We start from the raw sequence: 12,867 nt of genomic DNA, 5'->3' as shown, positions 1-12,867 counted from the left end.
CTAACACTTTGTGCAATTAATTGCTATATCAGATAGCTATCTTAAGTTGGCTAGGGTTTATTCGAATTGAATTGAGTTGTGAATTTAATTACTTCTTGTTTTGGTAATGCTTTTTGATAATACCACCCCTGTACAGTTTCAACTTGAAGTGCTCGAACAAACTCCAGTTGATAACGTGTTTCTACGCCTTCTGCGATTAAGTGTTTATCCATTTTGTGGAGCAGCTCGACGACATATGTATAGAAATCTGCGCCGGATTCTTCTTGTGCGTTATCTAGAAGTGATTTGTCTAATTTTATGATATCAATAGGTAAGTCAGCTAACATAGACAAGCTAGAATACCCAGTACCAAAATCATCTATGACAGTGATGATATTAAATGCCCGAAGTTTTTGGATATTGCGGATGACTTTATTTTTATCACTTAAATAACCTGACTCAACGACTTCAATTTTTAATTGATTTGGGAATTTTTGGAACTTGTCACAGATGTAATTAATGAGGACATGGTCAATCATGACTTTCGGATTGACATTGATGCTTATAATTGGCGTAAACCCCTTTTTATTAAAGTATTCTAAATCTCGCTGCGCCTGTTCGATTACCCATTTGTCTATGATATCCGTTTGGTCATGTTTGATTAAAGTGTCCAAAAAGTAGGGGCCTACTAGGGACCCATTTGGCTTTTGAAGCCTCAGTAGTGCTTCGAGTCCGTTTATAGTTTCTGAAATTTGACAAATTTGAGGCTGATAAAATAGCTTGAGCTTGCCCGTACTGATATCAGTAAGCACTTGATTGAGCTCCTTACTGGCAAATTCTATATCTCTTTGATGTGAGATAAATGCTAACTCACCTGAAGAGCGCAATTGTTCCGAAATATTCAGTTTGTCGCTGAGCTTATTTATGGCGTTTTCAAAATTGATTTGTCGATTGTGCCATCTTAAAAAAGGGTAATAAACGATAGCGCTAAGTACAATTAAACAAATTTGCAAGAATGCGCCATCAAGCCCTCCAGACACTCTGTAGCCACTAATGATGGCTGGCGTCATCCAGCTTATTTCAATGTTGCTAACATCAACCCAGCCTTGGCTTAAAACAACGTAAGATACTGCGAAGTTTAAGCAAGGAACCAGCATAAAAGGTAACAACATGATGGGGTTTAAAAAAATCGGTAAGGCAAAGACGATGATTTCGCAAAAGTTAAATGCGGTAAATGGAATAGAGAGTTTGGCAATGTTGCGCTCATGTCCACTGCGTCGTAGGCAAAGAGCAGCAAGAATTAATCCAGCAAAGCAACCAGTTCCACTCACTAGTACAAAGGTATCGTAAAACGTTTTTGCTGAAATTCCGGGCAGAATGGGTTGTGATAAAAATCCTGAACTTAGCAACATATCGAATGTGTTATCACCATGGATACCGAGAAACCATAACCCGTGGGTAATAAGCATTCTTTGGAAGGCGAGCCAAGCCACGGAAGTGTTGGTCATATCGGGTGTCAGCCAATACGCTATTTCTTCACCGGCTGTATACAGCAGTGGCATAAACAAATAGAAACTAAAAAATACCACAGAAAAAGGCACAATTGTCCGTAACTTTTCACTTAAAAAATGGCTGACTTGATACAGATAACGTTCAAAACTTGGCTGTAACTCCATACAAACAATTAATAATAAACTACTGATACTAGGTATAATGATCGCAAAAGGTGTCGCGCCTGTTGGGTTTAGTTCGTAGGCATCATTGTTATAGACAATGTACTGACCATGTACAGCGAAGCAAAGCAGCGCCAGCATTGCACCAATAATACCGCTATGACCATAATTTTTGCTGATGAAAAAACCGATTGAAGTGGCTACAAATACTGGGAAAAGGCCCAAAATCAACGACGCGCCATTGAACAAGATTCGATATAGAGTATGTGTAGGTGTGAGTAGGTTGAAGTATATTGCACTGTTGAGAACCAACAAGGCTAAAGCACTACTGACAAAATAGGGAAGCAGGGAAATAAAAGCTTCGCGCAGCGATAGTAAGTACTTGCTGTGCATGATGGTTTTAATAGCATGTGAGAGTCGGGTGTAAAACAATCAAAAAGCTCTTCGTTTGATGTAGGTTTAAGTATAACCACGCTGGCTGAATCTGCATCTATGATCAGAAAAATGCTGAGCAATGAATTTGGGGTTTTGTTCTATCGCTATTTAAATTTTATTATGGCCTCGACCAATCATCGGCTGTTTTTATTTTTAGGTTAGTTAATCAGTGCTTTTGCAACACAGTTGGCAAAAGCATGATTCACTATATGGCGACTCGATCTTTTCACGGCCAAGTGTTTTACATTAGTGCATTATTTGTTTTAAGGCTTCTTCAAGAGATTGATATCTAAAGCGATAATTGGCATCAAGAGCTTTTTTGGGAATGACCTTTTGGCCATATATTAAAATGTCAGACATTTCACCAAAGGCCCATTTCAAAAAGCTTTCTGGTAACCAAAAAAAAGCGGGACGATTAAGTACCGTTGCAAGGCAATCTGAAAATTCTTTGTTTGAAACAGGGTTGGGGGCAGTTGCATTAAATGCACCTTCAAGTTCATCATGGCGAATAAGAAACAATATGAGTTGTATCATATCGTCAATATGTATCCATGACATCATCTGCTCTCCAGAAGCCATGGGTCCACCCATCCCCCAAGAAAATGCAGGCAACATCTTTTTCAAAGCGCCGCCACGGCGAGACAGTACGACACCAGTGCGTAGTAAACATACTCGCGTATGCTCACTTTTAGTTTTCAAGGCTGCTTGTTCCCAATCACGGCAGAGCTGATGGCTAAATTCGTTGTAAGGGTTATCGTACGACTCGTCAACTGCGACATCAGCAGGTTGTCTACCGTAAAATCCAATGGCGCTGCCTGAAATAAACGTATGAGGGCGGTTGTGAGCGGCGTTAACATAGGCTGCGATTTGCTCAGTGATGCCAACTCTGCTTTGAATTATTGCCTGCTTTTGTTTATCACTCCAGCGTTTATCAGCAATAGGTTCTCCAGCTAAATTGATAATAATATCGATGTCGTTAAAATCGACCTCAGACAAACATGCAACAAATCGAGAATTTTGTCCTATTTGCCCTAATAGATGCCTTGCTTTTAGCTCATTTCTAGTCAGTATGACTAAGTTATACTTATTGACTAAAAATTTACAAAGTTCTTGCCCAATTAGTCCGGTTCCACCCGTGATCAGTATATTCATTCCACGCTCAATTAGTCTCTGGTTTATATATGTTTTTTAATGTGCCCTAGTGCTTTGAATTTAAATTCAATTACAATAGTAGCAGAAACATTCGAAAGTTATGTGTTAACTTTATCTTCAACGTTGCGACTGCGCATAAGGATCAACAGTGTCATCATTGACTGGAATAAACAAGAGCCTAGTTGTTATGGCTTCATTATTCATTGTATTGGCAGGAATAAAACTGGCAAACGATATCTTAGTGCCATTTATCTTGGCTGCATTTATTGCGATTATCTGTAACCCATTATTAAAGTTCTTTGCCAGCTACCGGATCCCCAAAGGCGCTGCCATTGTCATTATTATTGCACTTGTAGCTTTATTAGGCATGAGTCTCGCCGGATTGGTTGGGCAGTCACTAAATGACTTTTCACAGCAGCTGCCGAGCTACCGGGAAGCATTACAGGGTAAATTTATTTGGCTAGTTGATACAGCGGCGCAGTACAATATATTAATTGATAAGCAGCAGCTAATATCCCTGTTTGACCCTGGTAAAATGATCGACGTTGCCACCAATATGCTTGCGGGGTTTGGTGGTGTGATGGCAAATATTTTCCTCATTTTGTTAACTGTCGTATTTATGCTTTTTGAAGCACCTATGCTAAGCAAAAAAGTGCATGTCGCATTGGATGACCCACAAATGAAGATGCAGCAAATTGACCGCTTTTTAAATTCAATTAATAGTTATCTAGCAATTAAAACAGTGGTTTCATTAGCGACAGGCACACTGGCAGGTTTGTTATTATGGCTCCTTGATGTGGACTACTTTGTTTTGTGGGGTGTATTGGCATTCTTATTGAATTATATTCCCAATATTGGATCCATAATAGCGGCTGTCCCTCCGGTATTATTGGCACTTGTTACACATGGGCCTGTTATCAGTGGTCTTGTCGCGGCGGGCTATTTGTCTATTAACACTATTATGGGGAATATAATTGAACCAAAATATATGGGTAAAGGCGTGGGTCTCTCGACTCTAGTGGTGTTTGTTTCACTGATATTTTGGGGATGGTTATTAGGGACTGTTGGTATGTTGCTATCAGTGCCGTTGACTATGGTTGTAAAAATTGGTCTGGAAAATAGTGAAGATGGCCGCTGGCTGGCGACCATGCTTGGTAGCTATGAAGACGCTAAAAATTAGCCTGTAACTCTTGCGCATGCTGCTGTAAGAAGGAAATCTTACAGCGCTTAAACACTTTAGCTGCTCTTGTTGAGTTAGGGAGCTCTTTTAGGTAACGCCATTTGCAGGAGTCTTCCATATATCGGCTCTGACTAAGCAGGCTACGCTTAATGATGGGCATCAATTGTGTATTACCAGTATTCTTCTCAAGTTCTTCAGTATCCATGAGCAACTTGGTGATCCACGTTTGACGGCTGCGTTCAAGTAATTCGATATTACCATCTAAGCACATTAGGTATCTTTTTGCTTTTTGTGGGTGGTCTGACTCTAGGTGACTACAATCGGTTAGCGCTTCTGAACGAGCCAGCGTTTCATAACTAAATACTATTGTGAAAAATAGAAAAATATTAATGGTTTTGATCATAGTTAAACTCTATCGTAAATTCGGCGCCACCAAGCTCACTGTAATCAATAATGATTTGCCCATGATAAGAGGCGACTAAATCCGAGACAATTGCCATACCTACACCATGTCCTGCTTCATAAGTATCTAGTCTCGAGCCTCGTTGTAAAAGCTCATCTCGTTTGTTCTCAGGAATGCCTGGGCCATCATCACCAATAACAAATGCGATGCCTTTTTTGGCGTCTGTTTTAACAGTAATATCAACTTTATGCGCACATGCTTTACAAGCATTATCGATGATATTACCCAATATTTCCATCAAATCGGTTTTATCGCCTAGAAAAGCTGCACCTTGCTCACAGTCAGTTGTAAACGCGATCCCCTTATCTAAGTATACTTTACTCATTGCATTGAGAATTGAATCCAGGACGGGTTTGACCTTAGTTTGCTTTTTCCACGTATCAGATGCGCCTGTGGCCGCTCGTTTCAGCTGGTGTTCTATCATGGCGTTTATGCGATCTAGTTGCTCTTGAGCTTCTGTATCGGCTGCCAGAGGGCTTGATTTTAGCACTGCAAGTGGTGTTTTCAAGGCATGGGCAAGATCACTTAACGATGCTCTATAGCGTTCTTTTTGACGCCTTTGCGAATCAAGCAGCAAATTGAGGTCAGCCTTTATGGTATTGAGCTCAACAGGGTAGAGGCCGGATATTTTATCGCGTTCACCTGATTCGACTTCTTTTATTTCTTTGTCCAGTCGTTGCAGAGGGCGGGCATTCCAGACAAAACCAAATGCCATTAGTGCCGCAATCACGATGCCCATAATGAGCATCCAATTGACCAAGGTGTTTCTAAATTCTGACATCAATGCAAGCAGGGCGGAATTTTTCTTGAGTAAGATAAATTTGGCTTGTTGTGATTGCTCGGCATTACCTAGAATGACGGTTAAACTTAATTGCCAAAAGTCTTCACCACTGTATCGTACTTTTTTAAATTCAGATGCACCGGCTTGGGTTTGTGACACATCAGGTGTAACGGTAAGACTAACCGCCGATTCTGAATACCAAACAAGCGTGTTTTCTTGATATACCAGTGCATACGTATCAGAATTTAAACGATTTAACTCAGGAGCGAGTATGGTTCTAGGCATAGAGATGCCATCGGAGACAAACTCTACTTCAGAGATCAAAGAATAAAGGTGCGCTTCTAATGTTTTTTCAGTGGCATCGACTAACGTGGCGTAATAGGCACGTCCAATTGAGAAAAATAAAGCGGGAAGCGCGACAATTAAGACAAAGACAAGGATAAATCCTTGTCTTATTTTGAGAGAAACTTGTGCGCTACTTACCACTGGGTTTTAAACCTATAACCTCTACCACGTAAGGTTTCTACAGGGTTTAGTGTCCCATCAGGGTCAAGCTTTTTACGCAGACGTAAGACAAAAACTTCGATTACATTGGAATCTAAGTCAAAATCTTGGTCATAGATATGTTCTGTAAGCTCTGATTTAGAAATGACCTTGTGCGGATTCACCATTAAATACTCAAGCACCTTGTATTCATAAGCGGTCAGCGACAATTCTCTATCATTGACAAAAACTTGTTGAGAGCGCGTATGTAAAGTGATTGGGCCAATGCTAATTTCAGGGTTAGCTTGACCTGCACTGCGCCTTATTAAAGCGTTGCAGCGAGCTATAAGCTCTTCTACATGAAATGGTTTTGTGAGGTAGTCATCGGCACCTGCATCTAAACCTTCGACTTTTTCTTGCCAACGATCTCGAGCGGTTAAAATCAAAATTGGAATTTTGATATCTTGCGCACGTGCTCGTCTAATCAACTCAATGCCATCTAACTTAGGTAAACCCAAATCGACGACTGCCAAGTCCAGCGGATACTCTGTCAGGTGAAAAAGGCCGTTTTCGCCATCGTGACATAGGTCAACGCTGTATTTCTCTTTTTCCAGCACATTGCGGAGGTTTTCGGCTAGCTGAATGTCATCTTCAATTACTAAAATTCGCATCGTCAATCCTTCTTCACTTCACCCGTTACTTTGTGAACTTTTACATCAATAATTCTGCCGTCGCTTTGAAGTATACGCACAACAAAGTAATCACCTTCGAGAGAAATCTTTAGTGTTTTCCCAGGCTGCTTGGTGGTTGCCAATTGTACGGCTTCTTTTTTACTTATGGTGTCTTGCGGTGTTGCATGTGCCTGATTAAAAATCAGGGAACAAACAAAAATGAACATTGCAAAACATAAAGGCAACTGCATTTTAAGCTCCACGTAGGGGTTGCTTAACATCTTGGACAGCAGGGTAAAGAGATTTGTCTTAACCCGTGCTGAACTTTTGTTAAGGGAGTACTTTCTTATATGGCTTGACTACGCTGCTCGCGTACACACCTGCTTCAATATAAGGATCTGCCTTGGCCCAAGCTTGAGCTTCTTCTAAAGAGGGAAACTCAGCAATTACCAATGAACCTGTAAACCCAGCTTCTCCTGGGTTCTCATCATCTATTGCAGGTAATGGACCAGCAGCAAACAATCTATTTTGTTCTTTTAGTTCGGTTAAACGTTCAAGATGAGCAGGTCGCGCATTCATACGTTTTTCGAGAGAGTTTTCTACGTCCGTTGAGTAAATCATGTAAAGCATAATAATCAGAAATAATGCGTAATTAATTTTGTGTTTCGTATCATAGACTGGATTGTCCCCAAATGTAAATGAAATGACGTTATCTGATCAGAATCTAGATTTATACTTGAAATCCTCAGGCTATGGCTGGTACAGTCCTTCGACTATCGTGAAAAAATAATAATAAGGTTGTTTTAATGAGTGCGAATCGCGAGCAGTTTAGCTCTCGGCTGGGTTTCATTTTAGCAGCGGCAGGGTCCGCTGTGGGGATCGGAAATCTGGTAGGCTTCCCAGTATCTGCTGCAAAAAATGGTGGCGGCGCGTTTTTAATTGTTTACGCTCTATTTGTTATATTTATCTGTTTGCCTGTCATGATCGCTGAAATGGCGCTTGGCCGAAAAGCGCAAAAAGACCCCTATGGTGCTTACCATTCTTTAACTGGCGGAGATAAAAAGTGGTCACTTGCTGGTGCGTTGGCGGTTCTGACGCCATTTATGATCGCTGTCTTTTATATGGTGGTTACGGTATGGATATTTGGGTATTTAGTGCAAACCGTAACGGGTAATCTAGACCAGTTAGCAAACTCAGATAATTTTGGCATATTCATTAATGAATACAGTGTATTTGGCTACATGGCTGGTGTTGTTGTATTGGTTAATTTGATCTTAGTTGGTGGCGTTAAAGAGGGTATTGAAAAGGCCGCCAAGCTGATGATGCCTGCATTATTCGTACTCCTTATTGGTTTAGTCGGTTATGTACTAACACTCGATAATGCGATGGCGGGCGTGCGTTACTACATAGTTCCAGATTTTTCAAAAATGGATGCCAGTGTTTTAAATGGTGCTTTGTCACAAGCATTTTTCTCGCTGTCTTTGGGTATGGGTATCTTGATCACATATGCATCCTATATTTCCAAAAAAGAAGATATTGTCGGCAGCTCCAAAATGGTTGCTGTTACAGACTCACTAGTTGCGTTTATCGCAGGTCTAATGGTGCTGCCAGCCATTTTTAGTTTTAACCCTAATGTTAATCCTGAAGAGTTATCAGATTCATCGGTTTCTATGATTTTTGTGTACTTGCCTCAGCTATTTCTGACTATGCAAGCTGATATCGGGTATGCAGGTGCATCAATTGTAGCGGGCATTTTCTTCTTATTAGTTTTCTTCGCAGCGATTACATCATTGGTATCGATTGTTGAAGTTCCGACTGCGAGCTTAATGGAAGCCAAAGGTTACAGCCGTAAGAAGTCTCTTACAGTGTTAGCGGTATCAACGGGCATTTTAACTGTTATGTGCACAATGTCATTCGGTATGGTTGAATGGCTTACCAAGTTTACCCAGTACGGTGGTGTTGATAAGAGCTTCTTTGATATTGTGTCAGACGTATTCTACGACACCATCTTACCGTTCAACGGCTTGTTACTCTGCTTATTTGTTACTTACCGCTGGAGAAAGGCAAGTCTTTCAGACGAATTGTCACAGGGCTGCGAAAACTATAAAGGGAGCTTTATGGAGAAGTATGTGAACTTTTCGCTGTCGACTTTTATTCCAGTCATTCTATTAGTTATATTCGTCAATACAGTAGCGACTAAGTACTTCGCTGTGAGTTTGTTCGGCTTCTAATAAATACGTAGCTGTGAGGCTGTAGCCTCACAGCTACGTAAAAGTAACTCCCGCATCCAAATATTTTCCAGCCCCAATGGTAAATATCCACAGCCCCCATAAACTGTGCTCTAAAACACATACTGCTAAAGAGCGGCTATGGGCGTAGGTATATGAAAACAACAGACCTCCTAGAAAAGACAATACAATGGCCATCCAGTTATCATAGACACAGTGTGCAAACGCAAATAGGCTGGCACTGAGGACTACCCTGACTGTTTTGCTAGGCAAGATACGTTTATACCGATGGAAAAAGTAACTTCTGAAAATGAGCTCTTGAGGCAGTACCGATAAAATCGGATAGGCGATGAGCAACACCAACCAATCAAGAGTAGAGTTGATCGGAAAGTCAAACCAACTCTCCTGACTGATTAAGCCATACAGCATGCCTGAGAATAATGCGCCGATAAAAAACATCGAAAACAGCCGCTTTTTTATAGCGGAAAACTGCCCTAAACTGGTTAGCCTAAAGCGCTTAAAGTGCGGATCAGCAAGCAGCAGGTAGGTACATACTACCATTAGTGTGATAAGGGCTGGAAAAAGCCAGTTTGCGAGCTCCGCGCGAAAAAGATAAGCAATACAGGGAAGTAGAATAAAGACCGAAAATAACTCAAACCAACGGTATTGATGTGCGTTCAAAAGATCACCCAAATGCAAAAACACTGTTGACTAAAATATAGCAAGGGCTATTACATTGGTTGGAAATTTTTAGTGGCCCAAGTTGAGAAAGGCCTTCAGCTGTATGTGTGGTGCAGTTCCAACTATTCTAATCACTCATCTTCAGGTAGATACTTTGAAACTGTCGCAATTGTCAGCATCACCGCGACGAAGGTAATTGCCATTAACCCAAATACTTTGAAGTTCACCCAAAAGTCTAGCGGAAAATAATAAGCGACTACGAGATTCAAAACGGCAATAAAGAAAAATAATATCGACCATGCTAAGTTCAGCCGTTCATACAGTGCTGTAGGAATAGGGAGATCCTCTGCTTTTTGCCTTTTGGGCAGAGAGTCGGCATCTTCATTTGTTTGCTGCATTTGCTTCATGGCGCTATCGAGGATCCCAAGTAAAGCCTTTTTTGTCAGATTTTTTCCTAATAGGTAGTGCGATATCAGAAGGGAAGCGCCAAGTGATGCGTAGATAATTGTGGCCTTCCACATAATGAACTTTTCATCCTGAAACAGGATAGTCATTCCACCTAGCAACAAGGCAATAGCAAAAAATATCCAGTGCCGTTGAGATACCGTACCGTGTTTAATGTACTGCCAGGTCATTTGGATCAGCGATGCAATGATCAATACACCTGTAGCCCAAAATATGTCCATAAGCTTATAGACTGCAAAAAATAAAATTAAGGGTAAATACTCTAGGATAAATGCCATTTAATCACTCTTATTAACATGCCTCTATTGCGTTTTAGCAAGTTATGGAATTAAGTTCAAGATTGACTTTTTGATGCTAAACTTCTAGCCTCCGCACACATTAAAAATAATTTGAGAACTCAATGAATAAGAGTGAATTAGTTTCAGCGATGTCTGCGCGCAATGAGCTGACTAAAAAGGATTCAAAAGCTGCTTTGGACAGTATTTTAAATGCCATTACAAAACGTTTGTCAGAAGGCGATCCTGTTGCTTTATCTGGTTTTGGTACGTTGACACTAAGTTATCATCCTGCCAAACCAGGAAGAAACCCTAAGACAGGGGAAGAGATTATTATCGAAGGTCAAAATAAAGTGTTATTTAAACCAGCTAAGGCATTTAAAGATGCCCTAGCTGATTAATCACGGTTACTTCGCTGTTGCAGCCTTCATGGTTGCAACAAACTCACGTAAACGCTCGCACATCAGTGCTGGCTCATTCAAGTTATCTTCAATTATTTTCACAACCGCAGAGCCTGAAATCGCGCCTGCCGCACCAGATTTAATAGCTGCTTGAACGTGCTCAGGGGCAGAGATACCAAATCCTAATAATGCAGGTGCTGCATTATAGTCATGGAGTTTATTGATCATGGTATCCGCTGGCATTTCCGCTTTTGTTTCTGTACCAGTTACGCCAGAACGAGAAAGCAAATATGTATAGCCGCGTCCATAGCTTGCACATTGACGTAATGTATCATCGCTGGCATTTGGTGTTGCTATGAATATCGGCTCGATATCGGCTTGCTGAGCGGCTTGTCTGAACATTTTAGATTCATGCAAAGGCACGTCAGCCACTAGAATAGAGTCAACACCGGCTTCTTTAGCTTGCTGATAAAAGTGCTCAAGTCCTTGCGCAAAAATCAAGTTTGAATAAAGCAACAACCCAATTGGAATATCGGCATTATACGCTCTTATCTCTCGAATAATATCAAAGCAATCTTGGGTATTAATTTTGCTCTCAAGTGCACGAATATTTGCCGCTTGAATAACTGGTCCATCGGCAATTGGGTCAGAAAAAGGAATACCTAGCTCCAATGCATCGGCACCGCCATCGATTAAGCTCTTTACGATATTTACGCTGATTTCTTTAGTCGGATCGCCCAGTGTTACAAACGGTACAAATGCACCTTGTCTTGCATCGTTCAAGCGTGTAAATAAGTTGCTGTAGCGGCTCATAGTGCACCTCGCTCATTTAATACGTTGTGTACATGGGCAAGGTCTTTGTCTCCACGGCCACTTAGGTTTACGACAATTACGGTTTCTTCAGTTTGCTGTTCTGCATACTTTAATGCATAAGCAAGGGCATGGCTGGATTCAAGCGCCGGAATAATACCTTCATTTTTTGCCAGAGCTTGGAACGCATCTAATGCTTCGGTATCCGTGATCCCAACGTATTCGGCACGACCTGTTTCATGTAAGTAAGCGTGTTGTGGTCCCACTGCAGGGTAGTCAAGACCTGCTGATACGGAATAAGACTCTTCAATTTGACCGTCGCTATCTTGCATAATGTACGTATATGCTCCGTGCAGAATACCTTTACTGCCTTTACACAGCGCTGCACCGTGCTCATCGCTATCTAAACCTTTACCAGCAGGCTCTATACCTACAAGTTTAACGTCTTTTTCATCGATAAAGTCTGCAAACATACCAATCGCATTTGAACCGCCACCAACACAAGCCATTACGATATCAGGCAAACGACCTTCAGCTTCGATAACTTGTTGTTTAGCTTCTTCACCGATCATGCGTTGGAAATCTCGCACAATAGTAGGGAATGGGTGTGGACCAGCGGCAGTACCTAACAGGTAATGTGCGGTTTTATAATTGGCAGACCAGTCGCGTAATGCTTCATTGACGGCATCTTTAAGGGTACCAGATCCCGCTGTCACTGGAATGACTTCAGCACCCATTAAGCGCATTCTAAATACGTTTGGCTGTTGACGCTCGACGTCTTTGGCACCCATGTATACACGACATTTTAATCCCAGTAGCGCACATGCAAGGGCTGTGGCAACACCGTGCTGACCCGCGCCTGTTTCAGCAATCACTTCTTGTTTACCCATGCGCTTGGTCAATAGCGCTTGACCTAATACTTGGTTGGTCTTATGAGCACCACCATGCAATAAGTCTTCACGTTTTAAATAGAGCTTAACTTTTGGATTTTTAATTAAGTTGCGAGACAGCGTTAGTGGCGTCGGGCGACCTGCATATTCATTTAATAGTGCATAGAACTCTTCTTTAAAGCTCTCATCTTGCTGCGCTTTTTCAAACTCTTTTTCCAGTTGCTTTAGTGCTGGTACGAGTAACTCTGGGACGTACATGCCGCCAAAATCACCAAAATATCCTGTATTCATTCTATCCAC

14 protein-coding genes are annotated in these 12,867 nt (G+C 41.3%); 3 read left to right on the top strand and 11 right to left on the bottom strand.

The features are described from left to right. Positions 1 to 50: 50 nt before the first annotated feature. Positions 51 to 2,045, bottom strand: a complete 1,995-nt coding sequence (locus tag MHN81_RS02865; RefSeq protein WP_239424991.1) for an EAL domain-containing protein — start codon at positions 2,043 to 2,045, stop codon at positions 51 to 53. Between the two features lie 288 nt (positions 2,046 to 2,333). Continuing rightward, entirely contained in the window at positions 2,334 to 3,239 is a 906-nt protein-coding gene (locus MHN81_RS02860) for a TIGR01777 family oxidoreductase (protein ID WP_023400321.1), read from the bottom strand. 148 nt (positions 3,240 to 3,387) lie between these two features. Here MHN81_RS02860 and MHN81_RS02855 point away from each other — a divergent pair, with 148 nt between their 5' ends. Next, positions 3,388 to 4,419, top strand: a complete 1,032-nt coding sequence (locus tag MHN81_RS02855) for an AI-2E family transporter (protein ID WP_036976696.1) — start codon at positions 3,388 to 3,390, stop codon at positions 4,417 to 4,419. On the opposite strand, the gene MHN81_RS02850 is transcribed toward MHN81_RS02855, so the two are convergent. The 5 genes from MHN81_RS02850 to MHN81_RS02830 all read right to left on the bottom strand — a co-directional run bounded on the left by MHN81_RS02850 (position 4,409) and on the right by MHN81_RS02830 (position 7,447). Then, the gene (locus tag MHN81_RS02850) at positions 4,409 to 4,822 is read right to left on the bottom strand and encodes a hypothetical protein (protein WP_023400323.1); all 414 of its coding nucleotides are present in this window, start codon (positions 4,820 to 4,822) and stop codon (positions 4,409 to 4,411) included. The two genes, MHN81_RS02855 and MHN81_RS02850, sit on opposite strands and share 11 nt — an antisense overlap. After that, positions 4,806 to 6,149 (bottom strand): ATP-binding protein, encoded by a 1,344-nt coding sequence (locus tag MHN81_RS02845; RefSeq protein ID WP_023400324.1) that lies wholly within the window; start codon positions 6,147 to 6,149, stop codon positions 4,806 to 4,808. The genes MHN81_RS02850 and MHN81_RS02845 overlap by 17 nt, the downstream gene beginning before the upstream one ends. Beyond that, positions 6,143 to 6,817: a response regulator transcription factor gene (locus MHN81_RS02840; RefSeq protein WP_023400325.1), complete on the bottom strand. Its 675-nt coding sequence runs from the start codon at positions 6,815 to 6,817 to the stop codon at positions 6,143 to 6,145. Before MHN81_RS02840 ends, MHN81_RS02845 begins: the two co-directional genes overlap by 7 nt. Before the next feature lie 2 nt (positions 6,818 to 6,819). After that, positions 6,820 to 7,068, bottom strand: coding sequence for a PepSY domain-containing protein (locus MHN81_RS02835; RefSeq protein WP_023400326.1), 249 nt, complete (start codon positions 7,066 to 7,068; stop codon positions 6,820 to 6,822). 79 nt (positions 7,069 to 7,147) lie between these two features. Next, positions 7,148 to 7,447: a YciI family protein gene (locus MHN81_RS02830; RefSeq protein WP_239424990.1), complete on the bottom strand. Its 300-nt coding sequence runs from the start codon at positions 7,445 to 7,447 to the stop codon at positions 7,148 to 7,150. Between the two features lie 176 nt (positions 7,448 to 7,623). On the opposite strand from MHN81_RS02830, the gene MHN81_RS02825 reads away from it, so the two are divergent. Continuing rightward, positions 7,624 to 9,048, top strand: a complete 1,425-nt coding sequence (locus MHN81_RS02825; RefSeq protein ID WP_239424989.1) for a sodium-dependent transporter — start codon at positions 7,624 to 7,626, stop codon at positions 9,046 to 9,048. A gap of 33 nt (positions 9,049 to 9,081) precedes the next feature. On the opposite strand, the gene MHN81_RS02820 is transcribed toward MHN81_RS02825, so the two are convergent. After that, a complete protein-coding gene (locus tag MHN81_RS02820) occupies positions 9,082 to 9,726 on the bottom strand; it encodes a CPBP family intramembrane glutamic endopeptidase (RefSeq protein ID WP_239424988.1) in 645 nt (214 codons plus the stop codon). A gap of 131 nt (positions 9,727 to 9,857) precedes the next feature. Next, positions 9,858 to 10,469: an inner membrane-spanning protein YciB gene (locus MHN81_RS02815; protein ID WP_023400330.1), complete on the bottom strand. Its 612-nt coding sequence runs from the start codon at positions 10,467 to 10,469 to the stop codon at positions 9,858 to 9,860. A 122-nt stretch (positions 10,470 to 10,591) separates the two neighbouring features. On the opposite strand from MHN81_RS02815, the gene MHN81_RS02810 reads away from it, so the two are divergent. Then, positions 10,592 to 10,867: an HU family DNA-binding protein gene (locus MHN81_RS02810; RefSeq protein WP_023400331.1), complete on the top strand. Its 276-nt coding sequence runs from the start codon at positions 10,592 to 10,594 to the stop codon at positions 10,865 to 10,867. A 6-nt stretch (positions 10,868 to 10,873) separates the two neighbouring features. Here the strand turns inward: MHN81_RS02810 and trpA are convergent, their stop codons facing one another. Next, positions 10,874 to 11,680 (bottom strand): tryptophan synthase subunit alpha, encoded by an 807-nt coding sequence (trpA, locus tag MHN81_RS02805; protein ID WP_239424987.1) that lies wholly within the window; start codon positions 11,678 to 11,680, stop codon positions 10,874 to 10,876. Continuing rightward, a complete protein-coding gene (gene trpB / locus MHN81_RS02800) occupies positions 11,677 to 12,858 on the bottom strand; it encodes a tryptophan synthase subunit beta (RefSeq protein WP_023400333.1) in 1,182 nt (393 codons plus the stop codon). Before trpB ends, trpA begins: the two co-directional genes overlap by 4 nt. Positions 12,859 to 12,867 lie beyond the last annotated feature (9 nt).

This window comes from Pseudoalteromonas sp. Of7M-16 (assembly GCF_022347805.1).
Classification (GTDB): domain Bacteria; phylum Pseudomonadota; class Gammaproteobacteria; order Enterobacterales; family Alteromonadaceae; genus Pseudoalteromonas; species Pseudoalteromonas luteoviolacea_F.
This window is presented reverse-complemented; position numbering and strand designations above follow the sequence as displayed.

Coding starts and splice junctions, on each gene's coding strand:
- trpA (WP_239424987.1), bottom strand. CDS start 11,680: ATGAGCCGCTACAGCAACTTATTTACACGCTTGAACGATGCAAGACAA.
- MHN81_RS02830 (WP_239424990.1), bottom strand. CDS start 7,447: ATGCTTTACATGATTTACTCAACGGACGTAGAAAACTCTCTCGAAAAA.
- MHN81_RS02825 (WP_239424989.1), top strand. CDS start 7,624: ATGAGTGCGAATCGCGAGCAGTTTAGCTCTCGGCTGGGTTTCATTTTA.
- MHN81_RS02860 (WP_023400321.1), bottom strand. CDS start 3,239: ATGAATATACTGATCACGGGTGGAACCGGACTAATTGGGCAAGAACTT.
- MHN81_RS02810 (WP_023400331.1), top strand. CDS start 10,592: ATGAATAAGAGTGAATTAGTTTCAGCGATGTCTGCGCGCAATGAGCTG.
- MHN81_RS02865 (WP_239424991.1), bottom strand. CDS start 2,045: ATGCACAGCAAGTACTTACTATCGCTGCGCGAAGCTTTTATTTCCCTG.
- MHN81_RS02850 (WP_023400323.1), bottom strand. CDS start 4,822: ATGATCAAAACCATTAATATTTTTCTATTTTTCACAATAGTATTTAGT.
- trpB (WP_023400333.1), bottom strand. CDS start 12,858: ATGAATACAGGATATTTTGGTGATTTTGGCGGCATGTACGTCCCAGAG.
- MHN81_RS02815 (WP_023400330.1), bottom strand. CDS start 10,469: ATGGCATTTATCCTAGAGTATTTACCCTTAATTTTATTTTTTGCAGTC.
- MHN81_RS02840 (WP_023400325.1), bottom strand. CDS start 6,817: ATGCGAATTTTAGTAATTGAAGATGACATTCAGCTAGCCGAAAACCTC.
- MHN81_RS02835 (WP_023400326.1), bottom strand. CDS start 7,068: ATGCAGTTGCCTTTATGTTTTGCAATGTTCATTTTTGTTTGTTCCCTG.